General features: G+C 67.0%; 17 protein-coding genes and 1 pseudogene. 11 read left to right on the top strand and 7 right to left on the bottom strand.

All coding sequences use genetic code 11. From position 1 onward, the window contains the following. Window positions 1–481 precede the first annotated feature (481 nt). The 4 genes from ASF27_RS09445 (at window position 482) to ASF27_RS09430 (ending at window position 4,984) form a co-directional block, all read left to right on the top strand. Window positions 482–892 carry a helix-turn-helix transcriptional regulator gene (locus ASF27_RS09445; RefSeq protein ID WP_056260689.1) on the top strand — a complete coding sequence of 137 codons (411 nt, stop codon included), beginning with the start codon at window positions 482–484 and terminating at the stop codon, window positions 890–892. Between the two features lie 143 nt (window positions 893–1,035). Continuing rightward, window positions 1,036–2,214 (top strand): methionine adenosyltransferase, encoded by a 1,179-nt coding sequence (metK, locus tag ASF27_RS09440; protein ID WP_056170702.1) that lies wholly within the window; start codon window positions 1,036–1,038, stop codon window positions 2,212–2,214. Between the two features lie 4 nt (window positions 2,215–2,218). After that, entirely contained in the window at window positions 2,219–2,962 is a 744-nt protein-coding gene (locus tag ASF27_RS09435) for a tRNA (guanine(46)-N(7))-methyltransferase TrmB (RefSeq protein WP_082478917.1), read from the top strand. Between the two features lie 375 nt (window positions 2,963–3,337). Further along, window positions 3,338–4,984: an HWE histidine kinase domain-containing protein gene (locus ASF27_RS09430; protein WP_244480965.1), complete on the top strand. Its 1,647-nt coding sequence runs from the start codon at window positions 3,338–3,340 to the stop codon at window positions 4,982–4,984. A 20-nt stretch (window positions 4,985–5,004) separates the two neighbouring features. Here ASF27_RS09430 and ASF27_RS09425 read toward each other — a convergent pair whose 3' ends face one another. Beyond that, on the bottom strand, window positions 5,005–6,024 hold the full coding sequence (locus tag ASF27_RS09425; RefSeq protein WP_056359518.1) for a hypothetical protein: 1,020 nt from the start codon (window positions 6,022–6,024) through the stop codon (window positions 5,005–5,007). Between the two features lie 219 nt (window positions 6,025–6,243). Here ASF27_RS09425 and ASF27_RS09420 point away from each other — a divergent pair, with 219 nt between their 5' ends. The 7 genes and pseudogenes from ASF27_RS09420 (at window position 6,244) to ASF27_RS09395 (ending at window position 16,101) form a co-directional block, all read left to right on the top strand. Continuing rightward, window positions 6,244–6,843, top strand: coding sequence for a superoxide dismutase (locus tag ASF27_RS09420; protein ID WP_056170175.1), 600 nt, complete (start codon window positions 6,244–6,246; stop codon window positions 6,841–6,843). A 159-nt stretch (window positions 6,844–7,002) separates the two neighbouring features. Continuing rightward, on the top strand, window positions 7,003–8,532 hold the full coding sequence (gene murJ / locus ASF27_RS09415; RefSeq protein ID WP_056359515.1) for a murein biosynthesis integral membrane protein MurJ: 1,530 nt from the start codon (window positions 7,003–7,005) through the stop codon (window positions 8,530–8,532). A gap of 194 nt (window positions 8,533–8,726) precedes the next feature. Beyond that, the gene (locus ASF27_RS09410) at window positions 8,727–9,857 is read left to right on the top strand and encodes an FAD-binding domain-containing protein (RefSeq protein WP_244480959.1); all 1,131 of its coding nucleotides are present in this window, start codon (window positions 8,727–8,729) and stop codon (window positions 9,855–9,857) included. Between the two features lie 575 nt (window positions 9,858–10,432). After that, window positions 10,433–12,865, top strand: coding sequence for a PAS domain S-box protein (locus ASF27_RS09405; RefSeq protein ID WP_056359512.1), 2,433 nt, complete (start codon window positions 10,433–10,435; stop codon window positions 12,863–12,865). A 160-nt stretch (window positions 12,866–13,025) separates the two neighbouring features. Continuing rightward, a pseudogene (locus ASF27_RS23070) lies at window positions 13,026–13,462 on the top strand (IS630 family transposase); the annotation flags it as partial. Between the two features lie 1,309 nt (window positions 13,463–14,771). Beyond that, window positions 14,772–15,035 carry a hypothetical protein gene (locus ASF27_RS09400; protein WP_056170165.1) on the top strand — a complete coding sequence of 88 codons (264 nt, stop codon included), beginning with the start codon at window positions 14,772–14,774 and terminating at the stop codon, window positions 15,033–15,035. Further along, the gene (locus ASF27_RS09395) at window positions 15,028–16,101 is read left to right on the top strand and encodes an HD domain-containing phosphohydrolase (protein WP_244480958.1); all 1,074 of its coding nucleotides are present in this window, start codon (window positions 15,028–15,030) and stop codon (window positions 16,099–16,101) included. Before ASF27_RS09400 ends, ASF27_RS09395 begins: the two co-directional genes overlap by 8 nt. A 577-nt stretch (window positions 16,102–16,678) precedes the next feature. On the opposite strand, the gene ASF27_RS23065 is transcribed toward ASF27_RS09395, so the two are convergent. The 6 genes from ASF27_RS23065 to ASF27_RS09365 form a co-directional block, all read right to left on the bottom strand. Next, window positions 16,679–16,822, bottom strand: coding sequence for a hypothetical protein (locus tag ASF27_RS23065; RefSeq protein WP_244480957.1), 144 nt, complete (start codon window positions 16,820–16,822; stop codon window positions 16,679–16,681). 253 nt (window positions 16,823–17,075) lie between these two features. After that, complete coding sequence (locus ASF27_RS09385; RefSeq protein ID WP_244480956.1) at window positions 17,076–18,644, bottom strand: sensor domain-containing diguanylate cyclase; 1,569 nt, start codon at window positions 18,642–18,644, stop codon at window positions 17,076–17,078. 32 nt (window positions 18,645–18,676) lie between these two features. Then, a complete protein-coding gene (locus tag ASF27_RS09380) occupies window positions 18,677–19,234 on the bottom strand; it encodes a protein phosphatase CheZ (protein ID WP_056170161.1) in 558 nt (185 codons plus the stop codon). Window positions 19,235–20,011: 777 nt separating this feature from the next. Next, on the bottom strand, window positions 20,012–20,983 hold the full coding sequence (locus ASF27_RS09375; RefSeq protein WP_056170156.1) for a type II secretion system F family protein: 972 nt from the start codon (window positions 20,981–20,983) through the stop codon (window positions 20,012–20,014). Between the two features lie 32 nt (window positions 20,984–21,015). Further along, window positions 21,016–21,984, bottom strand: a complete 969-nt coding sequence (locus ASF27_RS09370) for a type II secretion system F family protein (protein ID WP_056170153.1) — start codon at window positions 21,982–21,984, stop codon at window positions 21,016–21,018. Between the two features lie 49 nt (window positions 21,985–22,033). Continuing rightward, window positions 22,034–23,482, bottom strand: a complete 1,449-nt coding sequence (locus ASF27_RS09365) for a CpaF family protein (protein WP_056170152.1) — start codon at window positions 23,480–23,482, stop codon at window positions 22,034–22,036. Window positions 23,483–23,499 lie beyond the last annotated feature (17 nt).

Raw genomic sequence — 23,499 nt, 5'->3', positions numbered from 1 at the left:
GGGGTTGGTGTTACGAAGACGCCGGTGAGTCTCCGTAGCTCAGCTGGACAGAGCACAGGTTTCCTAGACACAAATTGGGCGCCGCGAGGGGAAACCGCGCGGCGGATCCGCTCAAATTCGGGGAAAGCCCGAGGGTCCGTGTCACAGCGGGCCCCGCCGATCCCGAGCCAAGCCCATCGTTCTCCGCGAGGCGTGCGACGGGAAGGTGTAGAGACTAGACGGGCGGCACCTAACGGCTTCCTCGGAAGCCCATGGTGGAGGGATAGTCCAGGCCACGAACGTGCCCGCAAGGGGGCGGCGGCGGAAGCCGAAGTGGTATGAAACCTGGGGTCGCAGGTTCGAGCCCTGCCGGGGACGCCACCATTCACTGAAGCCCGTGCCGCATACTTGCGGGATCGCGTGGCCCTTACCCGTCGCGGCGGGGGATGGCCGAGCTTTTCCTCCGAGATCCGGTGGAAGGCCGCGTTACGGAACGAGCAGAATGGCTGGCCAGAAGACCGACGCGCGGGACGTGCATGTGGGTCGGCGCATCGCCGAGCAACGCAAGAAGGCGTCGTTGACCCAGAAGCGGGTGGCCGAGCGCTTCGGCATGTCGGCCGCGCAGCTTCAGAAGTACGAGAAGGGCACCAACCGGATCAGCGCGCTCCACCTCGAGAGCTTCAGCCGGATGACCGGGGTGCCGGTCACGTACTTCTTCGAGGACCTCGTTCACACGGACGAGGAGGCTGCCGTCGGGTTCTCGGAGCCGCCACAGCAACCTTACATTCCAGGCGACAGTTGGCAGGGCCTCGCGGACGCGGTGGCCCGCCACGTGTCGGAGCACTTCTCCGATGCGCGGCGTCAGGAATTGGCGGCGGCTGTGCAGGCGCTCCATGCCAAACTCAAGGCCTGATCAAAGCTCACTTTGTTCTTTTTAAAGAACGCGTCCGGTTTTTCGGCTTGACCGTCCCCATGGGCGGTGCGAGAACCCCGGCCTTCCGTAGGCCGGGGTAGACGCATCGCACGAGGCGCACCCGAAAACCGGGTATGCTGTCCATGGCACGTTCCAATTATCTGTTCACGAGCGAGTCCGTCTCGGAAGGTCATCCGGACAAGGTCTGCGACCGGATCTCCGATACGGTCGTGGACGCCTACATGGCGGCGATGCCGGAGGCCCGTCTCGGCGTCGAGACCCTGGCGACCACCAATCGCATCGTCATCGCCGGCGAGGTGCGCGGTCCGGATTCCGTGACCTTCGAGCACCTCGAGCACCTCACCCGTGAGGCCGTGAAGGACATCGGCTACGAGCAGTCGGGCTTCCACTGGAAGAACAACGACATCGCCATCCATCTCCACGCCCAGTCGGCCGACATCGCCCAGGGCGTCGATTCGTCCGGCAACAAGGACGAGGGCGCGGGCGACCAGGGTATCATGTTCGGCTACGCGTCCGACGAGACGCCCGAACTGATGCCGGCACCGATCTACTACGCCCACAAGATCCTCAAGGACCTGGCCGACGCCCGCAAGGGTAAGCAGGGCGATGCGGCCAAGCTCGGTCCCGATGCCAAGAGCCAGGTCACCGTGCGCTACGAGAACGGACGCCCCGTCGGCGTGACGCAGATCGTCCTCTCGACCCAGCATATCGACGAATCCCTGGATTCGGCCGACGTGCGCGCCATCGTCGAGCCCTACATCCTCGCCGCCCTTCCGAAGGATTGGGTCTCCGAGGAGACGGTCTGGCACGTGAACCCCACGGGCAAGTTCGTCATCGGCGGCCCCGACGGCGACGCTGGCCTCACCGGCCGCAAGATCATCGTCGACACCTACGGCGGTGCGGCTCCGCACGGTGGCGGCGCCTTCTCGGGCAAGGATCCGACGAAGGTCGACCGCTCGGCGGCCTACGCCGCACGCTATCTCGCCAAGAACGTCGTCGCGGCAGGGCTCGCGACCCGCGCCACCATCCAGCTCGCCTACGCCATCGGCGTGGCCAAGCCGCTGTCGATCTACGTCGATCTCCACGGGACCGGTCAGGTCGACGAGGCCAAGCTGGAAGACGTTCTCATGAACGCCTTCGATCTGTCGCCCCGCGGCATCCGGACGAAGCTCGGTCTCAACAAGGCGATCTACGCCCGCACCTCGGCCTACGGCCACTTCGGCCGGGCCCCAGAGGCGGATGGCGGCTTCTCGTGGGAGCGCGTCGATCTCGCCGACAGCCTCAAGTCGGCTCTGTCCTGATCCCATGACCATGGGGCGGGATGAACTCCCGCCCATCGTGGGCGGGGATGTCGTCGAGGGCGCGGACCGTGCCTTCTTCGGACGCCGCAAGGGCAAGCGCCTGCGCGCTGTCCAGGAGCAGCGCCTGGAAGAATTGCTTCCGCGCCTGCGGGTCGTTCTGCCGGCACAGGGCGAACGCCTCGATCCGATCGGCCTGTTCCCGGTCCCGGTGGACGAGGTCTGGCTCGAGATCGGCTTCGGCGGCGGCGAGCATCTCGCGGCCCAGGCCACGGCCAATCCGCGCATCGGCTTGATCGGCGCCGAGCCCTTCGTCAACGGCGTGGTCAAGCTCCTGCGCGCCGTCGACGACGGGTGCCTCTCGAACGTTCGGGTGTGGGACGAAGACGCCACTGCGTTGCTGGCGGCGATCCCCGACGGTGCCCTGGCGCGGGTCTACCTGCTCTATCCCGATCCTTGGCCCAAGCGCCGACAGCGCAAGCGCCGGTTCGTCTCGGATGAGTCCTTGCGTGAGATCGCGCGTGTCCTGAAACCCGGCGGCGTGTTCCGTTTTGCCAGCGACATCGACGATTATGCCGGCTGGACCCTCGTGCGTGCCGCTCGCTGCCCCGCGCTCACCTGGACCGCTGTGCGCGCGGACGATTGGCGCGTGGCGTGGTCCGATTGGCCGGGAACGCGCTACGAAGCGAAGGCCCTGATCGCCGGGCGTGCGCCCACCTATCTGGAATTCCGGCGCGCCTCGGCGGATTGAGGGGCTTTCCGACGGGGCTTCCTTTTCCGGGGCAGAGCCCTTCTCGTTTCCGGGGCAGAGCCCTTCTTGTTTCCGGGGCAGAGCCCTTCTTGCAGGGGTGGAACCCCCCTATACAGGGGAAGGGCCCCATTGCGGGGGCACAACCCCTCTTGCCTTCCGTCGCCCGAAGGCTTTGCATGCGCTCGGCGCGTCGGTTTCCCAAGATCGGCGAAGGTCTTCCCGAAGTTCTGGGAAGCTTGCATGCGGCGGGGTGCCGTTGAGCGAGGTTGCGGTTTGAGCGACGTTGCGGATCACAACGGGACGGCGGCGCCTCCACCGCGCGCGAACGATCCCGCCGACGTAGCGTTCACTGGGGCCGTCATCGGCCTTCTCGTCATCGGCCTTGGCGATGGCCGTATTCGCACGGCCAACCCCCATCTCTGCCATCTCTTGGACTACCCCGACGGGGGGCTCACGGGGGTGGAACTCACCCGCCTCGGTGAAACCGCCCTGCCCGTCACGAACGGCATCCGGCGCTGGCATCGCGCCGATGGCGGCATCCTCGATATCCATGTCCGGTCCTCGCCCCCTACGAATGGCGTCCAAGTGGTCGTGGTCGATGCGGTGGACGCCGACGACCTGGTGCCGGCCGTCGAGAATCAGGCAGCCCTCACCGCGGCCGGCGTCGGCGAATGGCGCTTCGATACGGCGACCGGCCTCATCTCGCTGTCGCGACGCGCGGCCTTCATCCTCGGCGACCGGCCAGGCGTCCGGTTTTCCTGGGCGACCCTGCGCGGCCGCCTGGACGCGGAGGAGGTGGGGCGGATCGAGACCCAAGTGCGATCCGCCCTGGCGGAGGGTGGGCCCTTCGCCCTGCAATGCCGGTTGCGCCGGGCCGACGACGGAACCGAGATCCATCTCGGCTTGCGGGGCGAGGCGAGCCGGAATGACGGTGTATCCGCCGGCATCGTCGGTGTCGTGCAGGACATCACCGCACAGGTCGTCGCCCGCACGGCCCTGCGCGCGGGGGAGCAACGCCTGCGCATCGCCACGTCGCTCGCCGCCCTCGGGATCTTCGAGTGGCACATGCTCGACGATCAGGCGGTCTGGGAGAACGAGCGCATGTTCGCGATCTTCGGGCGCAGCGTCGAAGATGGCGCCGTGGGCAAGCGCGAGTTCTTGGAGCACATCCTCCACCCCGACGATCGGGCGGCCTTCCGCTCCGCGATCACGAACGCCCTGCGCGGCGATGCCGTGCTCAAGGCCACGGGGCGGATTCGGCGCCGCAGCGACGGAGCGTGGCGGATCATCGATCTCGCCGGGCGCTTCGAGCGCGATGCCCCCCACCGGCTGCCGCGCCGGCTCATCGGGGTCGTGGCGGACGTCACCGAGCGGCGCATGGCCGAGGAGCGCCAGACCCTCCTCATCCGCGAACTGCATCATCGGGTGAAGAACACCCTCGCGACCGTGCAGGCCATCGTCGGCTCGACGGCCCGCACGGCCTCCAGCATCGAGAGCTTCTACGAGGCCTTCGTCGGGCGGATCATGTCCCTCGCCCACACCCATTCGGTGCTCACCGAGGACACGTGGCAGACCGCGTCCCTGCGCACCCTGCTCGCCAACGAGTTGCGACCCTACGCCGACGGTGACATGGACGGGGCCGGGGATGCCCGGATTCACCTGAAAGGTCCGGCCGTGGATCTCACGTCCGAACTCGCCGTCCCCATCGGCATGGCGATCCACGAACTCACCACGAACGCGGCGAAATACGGAGCGCTCTCGACCCCGGATGGACGCGTGGTGATCACTTGGGATCTGGTGCCGGACGGCCCGGCCGGGACCCTGCGCTTCGAGTGGCGCGAGAGCGGCGGTCCGACGGTGCGCGCGCCGACGCGCCAGGGGTTCGGTTCACGCCTGCTCCAGCGCGTACTCACGGCCCAGGTCCGGGCGGACGTGACGATTGACTATCCGCCGGACGGTTTTCATCTCCGGATGCTGGCGCCGTTGCCGGCACGCAGCACGGTTCTGGACCCCCGCGGCTAAGGGGGAGACGAGGAGGCGCCTCAGGCGGCCCCCCGCGCATCGGTTTCGCCGCCGGCTTCCACGAAGGCCTTCAGCTCATCGAGGGAATCGAAGCTGAAGCGTCCACGCGGCGTCTCCGCTTCGATGGAACCGTTGGCGTACATCACGTAGGTGTTGCCGCCGGACGCATAGGTTCCGACGATCTCCGGTTTGTCCTCGACGGCGGGCGTTTCGGGCGCCGGCGCGGGCTCGGGGGTGATGTCGGCCATCGTATCCAGGGTCGGATACAGACGGACCGGCTCCCCCGGGGCGTCGGTGCCGGTGTCGAACAGGGCCATGGCGCGACGATCCTCCGGCGGAGCGGCCTGCGCCGCGACCGATTCGGGTTCGTCAGAGCGGGGCTCGGCAGGCGAGATCTCGGCAGAAGAAGTCTCGGCAAACGTTGGCTCGGGAGCGAGGGGCCGCACCTCGGCGCTCGGCGCCTGCGCGTCCAGCGGCGGCAGGAGATCGGGTAGCAGCGGCTCCACGGTCTCTGGGGGCGGCGGGGCAGGAAGGTCGATGTCGGGCGGGAGAACGAAGGTCGGCTCCGGCCCGCGACCATGGGGCCCCGCGCCGAATTTCGCCTGGTCCGGTTCGGCGGCAGCGAGTGCCTGGGCTCCGAGGCCGGCGGCCCCGAGACCCAATCCACCCATGGCCATGCCGCCCATACCGAATTCGCGGCTTTCGGGGCCGCCGAGGCTCGGACGCTGGCGCATCGGCCTTTCGCCGAGGGCCGGCATGGCAAACGCCGGTTCGGAGACCTCGGGCTCGGGTGGGCGTGCCGCGAGACTCTCGACCGGGGGCGTCGCGGCCCGCACCTCGCCCAGGCGCCGCCCGAGGCCGCGCAGGTGGCTCGCCACCGTGGCGAGGCCCAGAACCACCGCCCCCGCAGACGCGGTGGTCGCGCCGGCGACGGTCATCGCCATACCGCTCTCGAGGCGCACGAAGGGAAACCCCTGAACGACCGATGCAACACCACCGACGATCATCAGGACGGCAAGCGCGAACAGCGCAATGATCATGGAACTCTCGAAAAACGCCCGCACCCGGAGTGCGGCGCGCACAGTAAGGCCCTGCCGGCCTTTTGCAAAATCGAAACCCCGGACACAGGCCATGGGCCGCTCGGGCGTTGCCGCCGTGCCGGCATCCACTTAGGTATCGGCGCGTTGGGTGTGCGGATGGCCGGCGGATCGTCCTGCCTGCCTTCGCATTCCCTGACGTCACGACCCGGAGATTTGCCGATGACCTTCACCCTGCCCGAACTGCCTTACGCCTATGACGCGCTCGGCCCCTACATGTCGAAGGAAACCCTCGAGTTCCACCACGACAAGCACCACAAGGCCTATGTCGACACGGGCAACAAGCTGCTCGAAGGTACGGGTCTCGAAGGCAAGAGCGTCGAGGAGGTTCTGACCTCCGCCTACGGCAACAACCAGCCGCTGTTCAACAACGCCGGTCAGCACTACAACCACATCCACTTCTGGCAGTGGATGAAGCCCAATGGCGGCGGTGCCGTGCCGGGTGCCCTTGCAAAAAAGATCGACGAGGATCTCGGCGGCTTCGAGAAGTTCAAGGCTGACTTCATCCAGGCCGGGATCGGTCAGTTCGGCTCGGGCTGGGCGTGGCTCGCGGTCAAGGACGGCAAGCTCGAGATCCAGAAGACCCCTAACGGCGAGAACCCCCTGGTGCACGGCGCGAAGCCGATCCTCGGCGTCGATGTCTGGGAGCATTCCTACTACATCGACTATCGCAACCGCCGGCCCGACTACCTCAAGGCGTTCATCGAGAATCTGGTGAACTGGGAGCACGTGGAGAAGATGTACGGCGAGGCCATCGCCTGATCTTTTCTTGACTGCGCGCCGCGAGCCATCGAGGCTCGTGGCGCCTCTTTCGGTTCGCGCCTCGACACGCGGCCATTCCCCACGAAGGCAGCCCGCCCCCACAAGAGGGGCCGAGCGCCCCGAAGGGCAACATCCTTCCTCGTCTCCCCGATTGTCTCCATGATCCGCTCCATCCTCTCCGTCGGCGGCTGGACGCTGGTGTCACGGGTCACCGGGTTCGCCCGCGACGTGGTGATGGCGGCGATCCTTGGAGCGGGTCCCATCGCCGACGCGTTCGTGGTGGCGTTCCGGCTGCCGAACCACTTCCGTGCGATCTTCGGCGAGGGTGCGTTCAACACCGCCTTCGTGCCGACCTACGCCGGCCTGTCCGAGGCCGCCGAGGCGGGGGCGGCCCGGCGCTTCGCCGACCGTATCTTTACCCTGATGCTGCTCGTCCAGGTCGTGTTCCTGGCCCTCGCGATGCCGGCGATGCCGTGGGTGGTCAGGGCCCTGGCACCGGGATTCTCCGAGGATCCCGAGCGCTTCGCGCTGGCCGTCTCGCTCACACGGATCACGTTCCCCTACCTGCTGTTCATGACCCTGGTGACGCTGTTCTCCGGCCTGCTCAATGCGCAGCGGCGCTTTGCGGTGGCGGCGGGCGCGCCGGTGCTGCTCAACCTGTCGATGTTGGTGGCATTCAGTCTGGCGTTCCTGTTCCCGAACGCGGCCTACGCCGCCGCCTGGGGCGTGTCGGTCTCCGGCGTGCTGCAGTTCGCCCTGCTGTGGTGGGCATGCCGACGCTCCGGCATCGCGCCCTCCCTCGTGCCGCCGACCCTACGCGACCCCACCATGACGCGGTTTTTCAAGGTCCTGGGTCCGGCAGTGATCGGTTCGGCCGGGTTCCAGATCGCGTCCTTTGCGGACACCATCATCGCGAGCTTCCTCCCCACCGGCGCAGTCTCGGCGCTCTGGTATGCCGACCGTCTCTACCAGCTGCCCTTCGGGGTCATCGCCATCGCGGCCGGCACGGTGCTGCTGCCGGAGATGAGCCGGCGAATCGCCGCCGGTGACGCGGCGGGCGCGCATGCGGCGCAGAACCGGGCGGCTGGTTTCTCGCTCGCCCTATCGGCTCCCTTCACCATCGCGTTCCTGAACTTGCCGGGTCTGATCATGGTGGCCCTGTTCCAGCGTGGCGCGTTCGGTGCCGAGGATGCGGCACGCGCCGCCTCGGTGCTCGCCGCCTATGGGCTGGCGCTCCCAGCCGTGGTGCTCCTGCGCAGCGCCCTGCCGAGTTTCTACGCCCGCCAGGACACGATGACGCCCCTCATCGCCTCGCTCTCGGCCATCGCGATCAATGTCGGTTTCAAGGTCGTGCTCACGGGCCCTTACGGCGTCACCGGTCTGGCGCTCGCCACCGCGATCGGGCAGTGGGTCAATCTCGCGATTCTGGTGGTGCTCGCCTGGCGGCGCGGCTGGATGGTGCCAAGCCGGGGGCTCGGCATTACCCTCGTCGGCGTCACCATCGCGTGCGCCGCCCTGGCCGTCGTCGCCCGCTATGGACTGTCGGTGGTCGAGGGCGTGGTGCCGGCTCTGCCGCATCTGCGCGAAATCGTAGTCCTCGGTGTGCTCGGCACCGCAGGAGCCATCGTCTATGGACTGATCCTCCTCGCGACCCTTCGGGTGTTCGGCATGCGCCTGCGCAGGGCTTGACGATCCGGAGTGCGGCGCACCTGCGACGAGGGAGATCCGGTGCCGCGGTAGAATGAGCTTACAGACTCGGACGGGCTCCGGATTGCGCGCCTCGGGCAGGCAATCGAACGAGCCCGGAACCCGGCCAATGAGCAAGGACGCCGCCGGGAATTGAGTCGCATCGGCGCTGCCATCGACGACCCTAAATCGAACCGATGCATCGTACCTTCACCATGACCCGGGCCGCCGGGCTCGAGCGCCTCTCCGATTTCCTCGGAGGCCCCGGCGCCGCTTACGCTGCGGACCGCAACACCGACCGGGGGCCGGGCAACGGGCCGAGCACATCGATGCTCTCGCCCTATCTGCGCCGGCGCCTGATCACGGAGGCGGAAGTCGTGGCCGCCGCGGATCGGGCGTTCGGCGATGGCGGAGCGGAGAAGTTCGTCTCCGAGGTCTTCTGGCGAACCTACTTCAAGGGGCATCTGGAGACCCACCCGGCGGCCTGGACGAACTTCCTCGCCGAGGTCGGACACGGGCATGACCTGCTCGCCGCCGAACCCGGACTGCGCCGCATCCACGAATCGGCCACGGAGGGCCGAGCCGGCATCGACGGGTTCGATGATTGGGCGCGCGAACTCGTCGAGACCGGCTGGCTGCACAATCACGCCCGAATGTGGTTCGCCTCGATCTGGATCTTCACCCTGCGCCTGCCCTGGGCGCTCGGGGCCGCATTCTTCATGCGACACCTCGTCGATGGCGATCCGGCCAGCAACACGCTGTCCTGGCGCTGGGTCGCTGGCCTGCACACCCGCGGCAAGCACTACGTCGCCCGTGCGGAGAACATCCGGCGCTACACGGAGGGACGCTTCGACCCCGTCGGTCTCGACGAATACCCGGACGCCCTCGACGAGCCGATGCCGCCGCGGGAGGTGGAGTTGCCGCAGGCAGATCCGATACCGGAAGGCGATGTCGCCCTGCTCCTGCACCTCGACGATCTCCACCCAGAGAGCCTGCCGCTCCGCGGGACGAAGATCGTCCGGATCGGAGGTCTGATCGTCCATGCCGAGGGTGCGTCCGATCGGGTCGAGGCCGCGGACGAGGCCGCGATGGCGGATGCCTTGGCCCGGGCGGCGGCGCATTTCGCGTGCCCGGCGGCCCCGGTCGGGAACGGCTGGGCGGACGGCCTGCCGGTGGTGACGGCCTGGCCCCCGGTCGGACCTTCGGCGACGGCGATGCCGGATGGGTGCTTGCGCGTGCGGCGGGCCTGGGACGATGCGGCGTGGCCGAAATCCACGCGCGGCTATTCTCGTCTCCGCTCGGCGATCCCGGCCCTGCGCGGCGCCTGACTTCGCATTCTCCGCCGTGTCGCCTCGCGATGAGCAAAGCACTCCCGATCGGTCTCAGGCCCCCGGATCGTCAAGGCGGGAGACGGAAACGATGCATCGGCGGGGACCCGTGGCGCTTGTCCGGAGGCGCCCATGCGTACGATCCGGCAAAGTGAGCAGCGAAGCGAAACACAGGATCGACGTCCGGCCGATCACCGGCTGTGCGGGGGCGTCCCGCGGGCGGACCGGTGCGAGCGGCGGCGGTGCGCCCGGGACGATCCGTCACCCCACGGGCGTCGGCGGAACGGATTTCCGGGGAACGTCCATGACTGTTCAGGGCTCGCCCGTACCGGTATCGGCCAGCGGGGCGATCGTCTAAATGTCTCTCGCAAAACTCCCGCTGCATCGGGGTGCACAGAGCGAGCGCTGGCGGTGATCGGGAGTTTTGTGAGGCCTCTAAGCCGTCGCTTCGCGAACCTCCCTCGATTCTCACTGGCCGGGCGCGGCTGGGGTGCGCGGAGGCGGACCCTCTCTCGCTCTCGGCCGTTGCGTTTGGGCGTGGCGCTTGCGGCGCTGTTCCCACGGAAGCGGACGGCATGGACATCGAGAACGAGCGCCTACGCACCGAGAACCGCGAACTCCAGGCCGAGATCGCGCGGCTGCGCGAGCGGAACATCTCGCATGTGCGTCGACCGGAAAGCGGTCAGCAGACGTCCGCGGCGGATGTCGACCTCCTGTTCACGGCTGCGGAGAAGACCCGCATGCCCCAGATCGTCACCGACCCCAACCAGCCCGACAATCCCATCGTGTTCGCCAACCGGGCGTTCCAAGATCTGTGCGGCTACTCGGCAGAGGAATTGATCGGCCGCAACTGCAGATTCTTGCAGGGACCGGACACCGATCCGGCCGATGTCGCCCGCGTCCGCGATGCCATCTCGGCCCGGCGCGATGTGGTGGTCGAGATCCTGAATTACCGCCGTGACGGTTCGACGTTCCGCAACGAGCTCTACGTCAGCCCGGTCTTCACCCCCGAGGGCCAGCTACGTTACTTCTTCGCCAGCCAGCTCGATGTCACCCGGTTCCGGACCGAAGAGGGCATGCTCGCCGAGAGCGAGGCGCGCTACCGGACCCTGTTCAACGCCCTCGACGCCGGCTTCTGCGTGATCGAGATGCGTTTCGACGCGGAGGGCCGGGCCATCGATTACCGCTTCGTCGAGGCGAACCCCGCTTTCGCCCGTCATACCGGGCTCGACGACGTGGTCGGCAAGTGGGTGAGCGAAGTGGTGCCGGACCTCGAACGGACCTGGCTCGACACCTACGGTGCCGTTGCCCTGTCCGGGCAAGCCGTCCGGTTCGAGAGCGGGGTCGTGGCGCTGGGGCGCTGGTTCGAGGTGCAGGCCCTGCGCATCGGCGAGCCTGTCCAGCACCGGCTCGCCCTGCTGTTCAACGACGTCACCGACCGCCGCCTCGCGGAGGGCATCCTGCGGGATACCGCCCGCGAACGGACCACGGAACGCGATCTCGTGTGGCGTGCCAGCCGGGATCTGCTCGTGGTCTGCGGTTTCGACGGCTTCTACCGTGCGGTCAATCCGGCCTGGACCGAGATGCTCGGCTGGTCCGAGGGCGACCTCGTGGATACGTCCTTCGACGACTACGTCTACCCCGACGACAAGGGGGCGGCCGCGGCGGCCTTCGCGCAGCTTCGCGCCGGCGAGGTACTCGACAATCTCGATGTGCGGATCCGGGCGGCGGATGGCGGCTATCGCTGGGTGTCGTGGAACGCGATCCCCCAAGGCGATCACTTCTACGCAGCCGGCCGCGACGTCACCGAGCGTCGCGCCCTGGAAGAGCAGCTCCGTCAGTCCCAGAAGCTGGAGGCCGTGGGTCAGCTCACGGGCGGCGTCGCGCACGACTTCAACAATCTGCTGACGGTGATCCGGTCCTCGACCGATCTTCTGAAGCGTCCGGACCTGTCCGAGGAACGCCGGCAACGCTATATCGGAGCCATCTCGGACACGGTCACGCGCGCCGCCAAGCTCACGGGCCAGCTCCTCGCCTTCGCGCGGCGTCAGGCCCTGACGCCGGAGGTGTTCGACGTCGGCCGCAGCGTCGCTTCCGTCGCCGACATGGTCGGAACCCTGACGGGTGCGCGCATCCGGGTCGTCACCGACGTCACCCCGGTCAGGAACGCCGAGGGCGAGGACGTCCCACACCTCATCAATGCCGACCCGAGCCAGTTCGATACGGCCCTGGTCAACATGGCCATCAACGCACGCGATGCCATGGGCGGCGAGGGTCGCCTCGATATAGGCGTGCGGCGCGCCTCCGGCATTCCGGCGGTCCGGGCTCACCCACGCATCCCGGGCGACTTCGTCGCGGTGTCGGTCCGCGACACGGGAACCGGAATCGCGGAGGGCGACCTCGACCGGATCTTCGAGCCGTTCTTCACCACCAAGGGCGTCGGCCAGGGCACAGGTCTCGGCTTGTCCCAGGTGTTCGGTTTCGCCAAGCAGTCGGGTGGCGAAGTTCTGGTCGAGAGTGCGCCCGGCAGCGGCACCACCTTCACCCTCTACCTGCCCCGCGCGATGGGGCGGCACATGGCCGAAGAGACGGACGACGAGCCCGAGCCACTCGCCGACGGCCATGGGACGCGGGTTCTCGTGGTCGAGGACAACGAGGAGGTCGGCGCTTTCGCCACCCAGGCGTTGCGCGAACTCGGCTACGAGACCGCCTGGGCGATGAACGCCGAGAAGGCCCTGGAGATGCTGCAGGCCCCCCCGGGCTTCGACGTGATCTTCTCCGATGTCGTGATGCCGGGGATGAACGGCATCGATATGGCCCGCGAGATCCGGCATCGCCATCCGGGAATGCCGGTGGTGCTCGCGTCTGGCTACAGCCATGTCCTAGCCGAGGAGGGCACACACGGCTTCCCGTTCTTGAAGAAACCCTATTCGGTGGAGGATCTGTCGCGAATCCTGCGGCGGGCCGTGAGCCGGGCGGCCACGGGAGCATCACAACGGCGACGCTGATCGCGCCGCTCGCTCGAGGTCTCCGGGCTCGAAGGAGAAGGCAAGCGCTCGGTTCGGCCTTCGACGATCGACCATAGAGCCCGCGTCGGCGCGTACCCGAAGACCGCGCGCGTCAGCCTGTCCTGGTGGTTGAGCCCTGACGGTCGAGTCCGTTCGGGGGGGGCGGTTGCGGGATAAGACGCGGCCGACGCGCATCCCGCCGCTGGGGCCGGAGGTGGCGGCGCGCGTGGTGGCTCTGACGCAAGGCGATCCGCCCGGCGCGACCACGCATTGGACGGTCGCCGCCATGAGCAAGGTCGCGGCCATCAGCGTTTCGTCGGTGCAGCGGATGCTGGAGCGGGCACGGTCTGCAGCCGCATCGGGTCCGGTAGTTCAAGCTCTCCACCGATCCGGCCTTCGCCGCCAAGTTGCGTGACGTCGTTGGGCTCTACGTCGACCCGCCCGCCCGCAGGACCCGTTGCCGATGAAGCCGGGCAAGCCGACGACCCGCACCCACGACTACAAGCGCCACCGCAGGAGTTTATCCGCTTCCTCAATGCAGTCGAGGCGGCGGAAACGGCGGGCAAGATCGTCAACGCGATCCTAAACAACTATGCCGTTTGGCTGGACACCAATGGCGTTGGCGATGCAGATGGCCCCGCTCGTGGCGATGTTGACGAGGCTGGCACCGCCGAAATTCACGCCTCCGCCGGTAATCGTCTAGCTCTGAGCAACGGTGCTGAAAGTCCAGCTATCCGGCGTGATCGGGCCGACCCGTACGTTGATGGCGGTGGCGCCCGTGTCGGTGAAAACGGCAGACCGGCCCGCTTCGATCGGAGCCGTCCCGTTATTCCGATTGGGTCCGGGGCTGTAATCGCCGGTCGTCGTGGTGGCGCCTGTGCCCTCTCCAAATCGACGATTGCGCGTGGGCCATGCCGGTCCCGACGGCGAGGGACGCGGACCACCAGCCCGGAACGGGCGAGCACGCCACGCGCCCGGACGGCCAACACCGCAACCGCCCGTAGGGTCTCCCGCAATTGCCGCCGCCCGATCCGCGCCGCCGGGCGCACCTTCCGGATGCGCAGGGGGTTCAGCCGGGCGACGAGGGCGGCCGGAGTCTCGACGGCGAGGGCCAGCCAGCGGGCGATCCGCTCGCGCAGGAGCGTCGCGGCCACGGGCGGCACCGTCGGGGTCTGGCACGGCTGAACGCTAAACCCGACAAGGGTTGTCGAGGCCAGCAGGAGATCGCGCGCCCGGAGGCGGGCCGACGCGACCGTGATGTTGCTGCCTGTCATAACCCGACCCTTGACGCCAGACCGATCCCGTCGGTCCCGTCCGACGGGAGGTTCGGCGCACTCAACCTCCGCTGGCAGCGGATGGCGCGCTATTGCCTATTGTCTGAGCGTTCCGATTCTCCGGATTGCCCATCCAGTTCATCACACGATCGAGAGTAGGTCGGTCAAGCGAGCCCGCCGGTCTTCGGCATCCCTGAGCTTTGCGGCCCGTCTCGGTGCGAAAGCTTGGCTACGCTCGGCACGATCCAACGGCGGTGGGATGTGGGCTAGCCCCTGGGCGACACAGCGCATCTGCAGGCGCAGCGAAGCGTGGGCCGATCTGGCTGGACTCCCGGTTGCGGTCGGCTGGGCAGGAAGCCTCGGCCCAGATGAGCCTTGGGCGAATCAATCTGAGGTTGCCGTTGGGAAGGGTATACCTGGAACTGAAGTGACGACCGTTACTGCATAAATATTGAGTAACGAATCGGGGTGTACATATTCTGCGATGGCTATCCAGTCTGAAATTTGGTGTTGGAAGCAGATCGTTGCCCGAAAATCCCAACAGATCGATCGAGCGCCAGCGGGCGCCCCGGAACACAACGAACTGGATCGGCCTCATTCGGACCCCCGGTGGGGCTGAGACGCCCTGTACGGTGAAGGATGTTTCAAGCACGGGCGCCAAGATCGGCGTGCCGGCGCACATCGAGCTTCCGAACGATTTCATGCTGAAGATCATCGGCATGGATTACGTCTGCTCGGTCAACCTCGCGTGGCGCGCCGGAAGCCTTGCGGGCGTGCGGATCCTCCAACTCGCCAAGTTGCCCCCGAAGCCGCTGACGCCGCAGCAGCAGGCCGAGGCCGCCGACCGGGCGCCGCATCAGTCCTTGGGAACCCGGCGCGGTCTGCGTCGTGGTTGAGGCCATCGGCACGGCGCCGGCCGACCGCGCGAAGCGCGTCCTCTGGGTCACGGACGATCCGGGCCGCAACGCCGCGCTGATCCCCCAGCTCGCGCCGGCTTTGGCCTGCCGGATGCACGATCTCTACGCCGATCCGGCTCCGGCTGAGCCGTATGCGACGTTGATCTGCGACGTCGTCGATCTCGATGAAGGCGCCATGATCCGCCTGCGCGCCCTGCGCGCCCTCTCGCGGATCAAAGGGCCGCTGATCGTCGTTCAGACACACGAAAGCCGCCGTACCCGCCTCCAGGCCGTCGAGTTGGGGTCCACGCACATCCTGCCGGCCCCCGTCGACGTGCAGCGCATTCGCGCCGCCCTCGGGGTGGCGGAAGCGCCGCCGACGCCGCTCGCTCCGCATGTCGCCGCACAGGCGGCACGGGTCAGCGCGTTCTACACCGACGTGTTCGTCACCGATCGCCCGATCACGCCGACCCTGATCGACAACGGCACGGAGCTCGTCGCGCGCGCGATCGGGGAAACCGGCATCCGGGACTGGATCGGGGCGATGCACCGCTTCGACGACGCCACCCACCAGCACTGCCTGCTGGTTGCCGGCGTCGCGGCGGCCTTCGCCACGCATCTCGGCTTCGGCGCCCACGAGCGGCACCGCCTGACCAAGGCCGCGCTGGTGCACGATGTCGGCAAGATCCACGTTCCACCCGCGATCCTGAACAAGCCCGGCCGCCTCGACGACGCCGAGTTGGCGGTGATGCGGCTCCACCCCGGGCAGGGGCACGCCATGCTTGCCGGGGAGGGGTTCGAAGCGGAGATGTTGGGCGTGGTGCGCTCACATCACGAATTGCTGGACGGGTCGGGCTACCCGGACGGGCTGAAGGATGCGGAGATCCCCGACCTGGTGCGCCTGATCACGGTCTGCGACATCTACGCGGCGCTGATCGAGCGGCGGTCCTACAAGCCGCCGATGCCGGCGGCAAAGGCCTACGCGATCCTGACGGAGATGGACGGGCGCCTGGACCCCGTGCTGGTGCGGGCGTTCGCGCCCATCGCCGGCGGGTTCACCGACTGATCGGGCGGTCGATCCCGCGCCCACCCCGCAGGTGCATGGCCTCGGCGAAGTGGATGCAGGCGGTGGCATCAGCGGGAAAAGCCGTTGTGCTGGAAAGCCGCCATCGCGGTGGCGACACGCGTTTCAGTCGAGGTTTTCCCGCTGGACGGCTCGGTCCCTAAACGTCTCATGCCATTGCGGATTCCGGCATTGACTGTACGTCCCGGGTTCGGTGTGTGTCCCATACGTTGTCTGCGCGTCGACTCGTTCGGTCGTCCCGGGGAGATCCATGCGATGTAAGGCGTTGACGATGCGAGGCCTGGACATTTGTCTTCAGGGCGGGCGCCCCGGCACTCGCCATCGTCATGCGCGTCGCCTCGGCAAAGGAAGCGCGGGCATGTGATGGGCTTCCGATGGGTTCGACGCTCGGCATGCCACTCATACTGGGCGGAACGCGCGTTGTGTTCCACATATAGCCCGAGAACAGCCGTTGCCGATCACGACATGGACTGCCGTAGTACTCCCCCCAAAGGCTCCCTGCCGGCTCGAACCGTTCCGCAGCCGGACCAAGCGATATCGCCCCCGTTCAGCACGAACGTCAGTGGATCAACCACTGTCCGACAAGCACCAGGGTCGCCGAATAGACGGCCTTGTGATCCTCATCACTCACCAGAATCGAATAGGCGAGCCGATCATTGTTGTTGCAGGCCTGCTCGCGCGCGATTTCGGGCAGGACTCGCATCGCTTACGATTTCACCTCGTCCAGGCTGGAGCACTCGATGCCGACCGCATCGAAATGTGATGTGCCATCGTGAATGTCGAAATAGTACAAGGCCACAGATGCACTCCGCGCTTGTCTGGCGAGAGCAATTTTCGCTCTCGCACGCTGCGTCTCAAGTATCGAGACGGGCTGGGGCTATAGCTAGTCCGGTCATTTTCCGGTGGCTACTGATCTTATGTGCGACCGGGTAACAAGCGGGTACGCTTTGTTCGGCCTAGGCCGCATGCCTGCTCTTGATGCCCATCACCGTGTAGCAGGTCCGGTTGCGGCCGTTCGCCTTCGCTTCGTAAAGGGCTGCGTCGGCCAGACCGAACAGGTCTTCGGGCGTACCGCCCTTCCATGGCAGGCTGAAGGCGAGGCCGATGCTCACGGTGACCGGTCCGACATCGACGCCATCAGCCCAGACGACGAGCTCGCCGACTGCCGCGTGTACCCGGTCGGCGATCCAGGCGGCTCCCTCCGGTTCGATGTCCGCCAGGAGTATGGAGAATTCCTCGCCACCGACGCGGGCGACGAGATCGTTCGGGCGACGTGCGCTCCGCTCCAGGGCGCGGGCGAGCGCCTGCAGAACTCGATCGCCGACGGCGTGCCCGTAACGGTCGTTGTAGCGCTTGAAGTGATCGGCATCGATGGCGAGCAAGGCCACAGCGCCGCCGCGACGGCGCGCCTCGTCCCAGATCCGTTCCGACGACTCCTCGAAGCTGCGCCGGTTGTGCAGCGCCGTGAGCGCATCGGTGCGGGAAAGGCAGGCCAACTCGGCTTCCGCGGCAGCGCGGCGCCTGAGTTCCCATCCGACCAGGAGCGACAGCCCGACCGTGAGGCCGCACAGGACCAGTACGAGGGCGCCGATCACAAGAGCCTTCGCCCGCCACTCGCCCTCTATTTCCTGCGTGTGGAGGGCGACGTTCAGGATCAGCGGTAATTCGGCCACCTGCGTGAAGGTGTACAATCGCTCGAGCCCGTCGCTCGGGGTGATGCCGACGAAGCTTCCGCGAATCTCGCGCAGGAAGCGTTGGACGTTCGGCGAATCCGCGAAGTTCGGGGCGAGCACCGAATTGGGCTCGGGATGGCGCACGAGGCGCGTACCGTCGTGCAGGAATAGGTTGATCGTCCCTGCCCGTCCGAGTTTGATCCGGTCGAACAGGCGGTTGAAGTAGTGCAGCGACAGGCTGCCGAGCACGACGCCGCCGAAGGAGCCGTCGGCCTTGTCGATCCGCCGGCTGAGCACGACGATCGGTGTGCCGCTGAGCTGTGAGATCAGCGGCCGGCTGATCTGGAGGCCCAGGTGGGGGTTGGCCTTGTGGGCCTGGAAGTAGGGGCGTTCGGCGCTGTTGAGGCGGCGCACTGGCCAACTCGCGGCGTCGAAGGCCACATCGCCGTTCTCGTCGAGCACCAGCATCACGCCGAGGTCCTTGGCATTGACGGCGCGGTCGAACAGGATGCGTTGGCGGAACTGCGGCGCAATCTCGCTCAAGCCCGGCAGCTTGAGATTGTCGACGATGCCGAGCAACGCCAAGTCGATGATCTCGATGTTGCGATCGATGTCGCGCTCGATCACCTGCAGCAGGTTTCGGGAGGTTTGCTCCGCCTTGTCCCAAGCGTCCTGACGAAGTTCCATCAGCATCACGACGCAGACGCCGAGCATGCCGAGAGGTGCCAGGATCCCGAGCCCGATCCAGACCCGGGCGGACCGGAAACCGGGTGCGACGGTTGCTGCCACCGGCTTGACCACCCGCGCAATCGCGGGAGCGATCCGCGTTGTCATGCCGGCGATCTGCGGCATCCGGCCCATCGGCAAGTCCTCGTGTGGTGGTCTTACGGGAACATCGCGTCGACGGCGTCCTGGCTGACGGCAGCCGTGCCGGGCAGTGCGGGACCGTTCAGCAGCGATTGTTCTTCGTCCGGCCTAGCGCCGACCGCCTTGCGGGCTGCCGGTCTGGCCGACCCCGTCGTCCCGGCTTGACCCGTCCAGAGGCGCAGCATCTCACCGACCCGCTCCTCGACATAGGCGATGGTGCGAACGACCTTCGAGATCCGCTGCCCCGTGAGATCCTGAAAATTGCAGGCCTCGAAGATGGCCTGCATCTGGCGCTGGATGGCCTCGGCGTCCGCCCGGGTCGCAACGTCCTGCGTCCGTCTGGCAATCCCACGGGCGAGGCCGTCCACGGTCTCGGAGGCGGTGAGGATGCTGTCGGTGGCCTGCTCCGTGCCGAGAACCACGGCTTGCAGTTCGTCGCAGGCTCGACCGGCCTCATGCTCCTGTTGCAGTTCGGCGATTTCCCGGCGAGTGCGCACGATGGCTTCGGAAATGGAAACCAGATGTTGCTGCAGGCGAGCGGTACGATCGTCGAGGACGGGCTTGCTGCTGATCATTGGGTCGATCGCTACTCGCTGGTGGTGCGCCACCATCGATAACCTATAGTTGTTAAACAAATCGGAATTGAACTCCGTTCTCCATTGTTCGGTGATTGATGGGATATTTCGGGATGAGTTTGTGTTTGCGACTGACCGAAGACGCTGTGTCGGAAAAAGCAATCACCCTCACGATTGCTGCAATATCTCAGTATTGAACCAAAAATCGTTTCTCTGTCTCCGCCCGATCGAATGCCCCACGGCCAAGTCGGCGTGGGCTCGGTGTATCCCCCACACAGCCTGCCCCGGCTGATGACGTCGTCGATGAGTGCGACAAGGCGGATAATCACATCATTGTCCGTCTCGCAGCCGGTCGGACCGGCTCCTACGCTCGCGTTCGTTCGAGGAAGCGCGAGCCGAACCAGGATCGAGACTGGCGGTGATCGAGACGTGCGGTCCTTGCGGAAATCGTCCGTCGAGCGGCGACCTACGCGATGAGGGATCCCGACGGTCGGACCTTTCGACGATGCCAGCCGGATCGAATAGGGTCACGTCGCGATCCGGCTGGATGGGAACGACGAAAGCCGCGGGCTCTTGCCCGTGATGCCTCGACGGCTCGGGCATCTCTTGTCCGGACCTCGACGAACGGGTGCGGATTCCTCCGGTCCGACTCGTCACGGAACAGATCGGAACCGGAGATTGGGTGACCGATCGACTCTTGAGATCGGCGCCCTCACGGAACTATCGAGCGATCGCGTTCCGGAAGCGACGGGCCGCCTGCGGCCCCCCGTCCGACGCTTACTTGAACACCTGGATCATCGCCGGGGTGAGGATCACCACGAACAGCACCGGCAGGAAGAACAGGATCATCGGCACGGTGAGCTTCGGCGGCAGGGCCGCGGCTTTCTTCTCGGCCTCGTTCATCCGGGTGTCGCGGCTCTCCTGGGAGAGCACACGTAGGGCCTGGCCGACGGGCGTGCCGTAGCGCTCGGCCTGGATGAGGGCGGTGGTCACCGCCTTGACCGGGTCGAGGCCCGTGCGATTGGCGAGATTCTCGAAGGCTTGGCGCCGGTCGGGCAGGAACGACAGTTCGGCGGTCATCACCGCGAGTTCCTCGGCGAGCACGATGGACTGGGTCGCGATCTCCGTGCTCACCCGCCGGAAAGCGTGCTCGACCGACATGCCGGATTCGACACAGATCAGGCTGAGGTCGAGGGCGTCGGGCCAGGCCTTCCGGATCTCGGTCTGGCGCTTCTTGGTGGCGTTGTGGAGGTAGAGCTCGGGCATCTTGATGCCGAGAAGCACGGCGGCGATCACCATCATGGCGCGGATCGCCACGGGCTGGTCGATGACGTTGAGGACGAACAGGTAGAGGATCGACGCCACGAGCATCGCGATGGGCGTCACCATGCGGAAGAACAGGAACCCGGTCTCGGCGCCTGGGGAGCGGTAGCCGGCCATGAGGAGCTGCTGTCGCGCCGTCTCGGTTCCGAGCCAGCGGCTGAGGTTGAACTGCTCGACCACCCGCTTCATGTAGGCTTTCGGCGCCACCCGAAGGGTCGCCTTGGCGGCGGTGTTCGACAGGCGTTCGCGCTCGCGCTGGCGCAGCTCGTCGCGCTCCTCCCCGACCATCTTCATGCGCTTGCCCAGGCGATCGGGCTCGATCAGGGGCTGGAGCAGGGCGAAGGCGGTGGCTGCCGCCGCGATTCCGGCGAGCGCCATTCCGAGGAAGCGCGGATCGATGAGCTTGTGGGCGAGGACGTCCAGCATGGTTTTCAGGCTTTCGCGCGGTCGCGCTCCCGTCAGAAGTCGAAGCTGATCATCTTCTTCATGGTGAAGATGCCGAGCGACATCCAGATCGCCGAGGCGACGAGGCCGATCTTGCCGATATCCGTCGTCCACAGCAGGGCGATGTAGTCCGGGCTGGCGATGTAGGTCAGGGTCGCGACCACGAACGGCAGCGCCGCGATGATGCCGCCCGACGCCTTGGCCTCCATGCTCATCGCCTGGATCTTGCCGGCCATCTTCTTGCGTTCGCGCAGCACCCGGGAAAGGTTGGCCAGGGCCTCCGAAAGGTTGCCGCCGGATTTCGCCTGGATCCCGATGACGATGGCGAAGAAGTTCACGTCCGAGACGGGGACGCGCTCGTGCATCTTCACCAGGGCTTCGCCCAGGGACAGGCCGAGGGTCTGCGACTCGACCACGATCCGGAACTCGGAGCGGATCGGCTCCTCGGCCTCGCGCGAGATGATGCGGAAGCAGTCGCTCACGGGAATACCGGCGCGCACGCCGCGCGTGATGATGTCGATGGCGGTTGGCAACTCGGCGATGAAGCGCGCGACCCTGCGCTTGCGCCAATGGGCGAGAAACCACATCGGCAGACCGAGTCCACCCGCGAAGATCGCCGCGAGGGTCGCCGGAATGCTGCTGATGGTCAGATAGGCGACGAGGCCCAACAGGAAGGCGAGCACGCCCGAGACGACGTAGTACTGCTCCCGGCTCCAGGTCAGGCCGGCCTGGGCGATTCTGAGCTCCAGGCTGGCGCGGGTGCCGGCCTTCTTGGCCTCGATCTCCTTGAGGCTCTTCGCCACCTGCTCGCGCCGGCTGGTGGTGACCGCGCGCGCGCTCGCCCCCGGCGTCACCACGCTGATCGCCCGGCGGCGCTGGCTCGCGCGCTTCTCGCCCGTCATGAGCGGGGTCAGCATGACCCAGGCGACTGCGCCGGCGGCCAGGGCGGCGAGCCCGGCGGCGAGGGGCAGGTTGGCGTTCACGGCGTCACCGTGGGGATGCGACGGACCCCGTCGCTCAAGAACGGGTGCCTCACAGGCTGCCCTCCTCCAGTACGGCGGCGGCGTCGAGGGCCGCGGCCAGGGCCTTCTCCTCGCCGTAGTACCGCGCCCGTTCCCAGAAACGCGGCCGCCCGATACCGGTGGAGCGATGCCGCCCGATGAGCTTGCCGTTCTGATCCTCGCCGAGGATGTCGTAGAGGAGCAGATCCTGGGTGATGATCACGTCGCCCTCCATCCCCATCACCTCGGTGATGTGCGTGATGCGCCGCGAACCGTCACGCAGGCGGGTGGCCTGAACGATGATGTCGATGGAGCCGCAGATCATCTCGCGCAGGGTCCGCGACGGTAGGGTGAACCCGCCCATGGTGATCATCGATTCGAGGCGGCTCAGGGCCTCGCGGGGCGAGTTGGCGTGTAGCGTGCCCATCGAGCCGTCGTGGCCGGTGTTCATGGCCTGGAGCAGATCGAAGGCCTCCGGGCCGCGAACCTCGCCGACGATGATCCGTTCCGGCCGCATGCGCAGGCAGTTCTTCACGAGATCGCGCATGGTGACCTGGCCCGAGCCCTCCATGTTGGCCGGCCGGGTCTCGAGGCGCACCACGTGGGCCTGCTGGAGCTGCAGCTCGGCCGCGTCCTCGCAGGTGATGATGCGCTCGTCGTGGTCGATGTAGGCCGTGAGGCAGTTCAGCAGGGTGGTCTTGCCCGAGCCCGTGCCGCCCGAGATGACGACGTTGCAGCGCACCCGGCCGATGATCTGCAGGATGCGCGCGCCCTCCGGCGAAATCGCCCCGAAGGTGACGAGCTGGTCGAGGGTGAGCTTGTCCTTCTTGAATTTACGGATGGTCAGCACCGGTCCGTCGATGGCCAGCGGCGGCGCGATGATATTGACGCGCGAGCCGTCCGGGAGACGCGCGTCGCAGATCGGCGAGGCCTCATCGACGCGTCGGCCGACCTGGCTGACGATCCGCTGGCAGATGTTCATGAGCTGCTGATTGTCGCGGAACCGCACGCCCGTGAGCTGGATCTTGCCGCCGACTTCGATGAAGGCCCGGTTGGCGCCGTTCACCATGATGTCGGCGATGTCGTCGCGCATCAGAAGCGGCTCGAGCGGACCGTAGCCGAGGACGTCGTTGCAGATGTCGTCGAGCAGGTCTTCCTGCTCGTTGATCGACAGGACGATGTTCTTGAGACCAATGATCTCCGAGACGATGTCGCGGATTTCCTCACGGGCGGATTCGGCATCGAGGCGAGCGAGCTGAGCCAGATCGATGGCCTCGATCAGCGCGCCGAAGATCATGCTCTTGGTGCGGAAGTAATCCTCGGATTTTGCCGCCTCGACCACGGGCTGGACGGGCACCGGCACCTCGACGCGCGGGCGCCCCGCCGGTTCCTGGTGGATCGGCTGGGTCGCGACTGGACGCGGGGCGAGGTGCATGGGGGCGACCTGAGCGGCCGCCGAGCCGTGTCGCCTACCGAACATGGGGGATGTCTCCGGTC

This window comes from Methylobacterium sp. Leaf102, assembly GCF_001422425.1.
In the GTDB taxonomy this organism is placed as follows: domain Bacteria; phylum Pseudomonadota; class Alphaproteobacteria; order Rhizobiales; family Beijerinckiaceae; genus Methylobacterium.
Note: the sequence above shows the minus strand (reverse complement) of the source record. Positions and strands in the feature narration are given on the sequence as shown.

Excerpts from the sequence above, each read along its gene's own strand:
- ASF27_RS09445 (WP_056260689.1), top strand. The coding sequence starts at position 482 with ATGGCTGGCCAGAAGACCGACGCGCGGGACGTGCATGTGGGTCGGCGC.
- metK (WP_056170702.1), top strand. The coding sequence starts at position 1,036 with ATGGCACGTTCCAATTATCTGTTCACGAGCGAGTCCGTCTCGGAAGGT.
- ASF27_RS09435 (WP_082478917.1), top strand. The coding sequence starts at position 2,219 with ATGACCATGGGGCGGGATGAACTCCCGCCCATCGTGGGCGGGGATGTC.
- ASF27_RS09425 (WP_056359518.1), bottom strand. The coding sequence starts at position 6,024 with ATGATCATTGCGCTGTTCGCGCTTGCCGTCCTGATGATCGTCGGTGGT.
- ASF27_RS09420 (WP_056170175.1), top strand. The coding sequence starts at position 6,244 with ATGACCTTCACCCTGCCCGAACTGCCTTACGCCTATGACGCGCTCGGC.
- murJ (WP_056359515.1), top strand. The coding sequence starts at position 7,003 with ATGATCCGCTCCATCCTCTCCGTCGGCGGCTGGACGCTGGTGTCACGG.
- ASF27_RS09410 (WP_244480959.1), top strand. The coding sequence starts at position 8,727 with ATGCATCGTACCTTCACCATGACCCGGGCCGCCGGGCTCGAGCGCCTC.
- ASF27_RS09405 (WP_056359512.1), top strand. The coding sequence starts at position 10,433 with ATGGACATCGAGAACGAGCGCCTACGCACCGAGAACCGCGAACTCCAG.
- ASF27_RS23065 (WP_244480957.1), bottom strand. The coding sequence starts at position 16,822 with ATGCGAGTCCTGCCCGAAATCGCGCGCGAGCAGGCCTGCAACAACAAT.
- ASF27_RS09385 (WP_244480956.1), bottom strand. The coding sequence starts at position 18,644 with ATGCCGCAGATCGCCGGCATGACAACGCGGATCGCTCCCGCGATTGCG.
- ASF27_RS09380 (WP_056170161.1), bottom strand. The coding sequence starts at position 19,234 with ATGATCAGCAGCAAGCCCGTCCTCGACGATCGTACCGCTCGCCTGCAG.
- ASF27_RS09375 (WP_056170156.1), bottom strand. The coding sequence starts at position 20,983 with ATGCTGGACGTCCTCGCCCACAAGCTCATCGATCCGCGCTTCCTCGGA.
- ASF27_RS09365 (WP_056170152.1), bottom strand. The coding sequence starts at position 23,482 with ATGTTCGGTAGGCGACACGGCTCGGCGGCCGCTCAGGTCGCCCCCATG.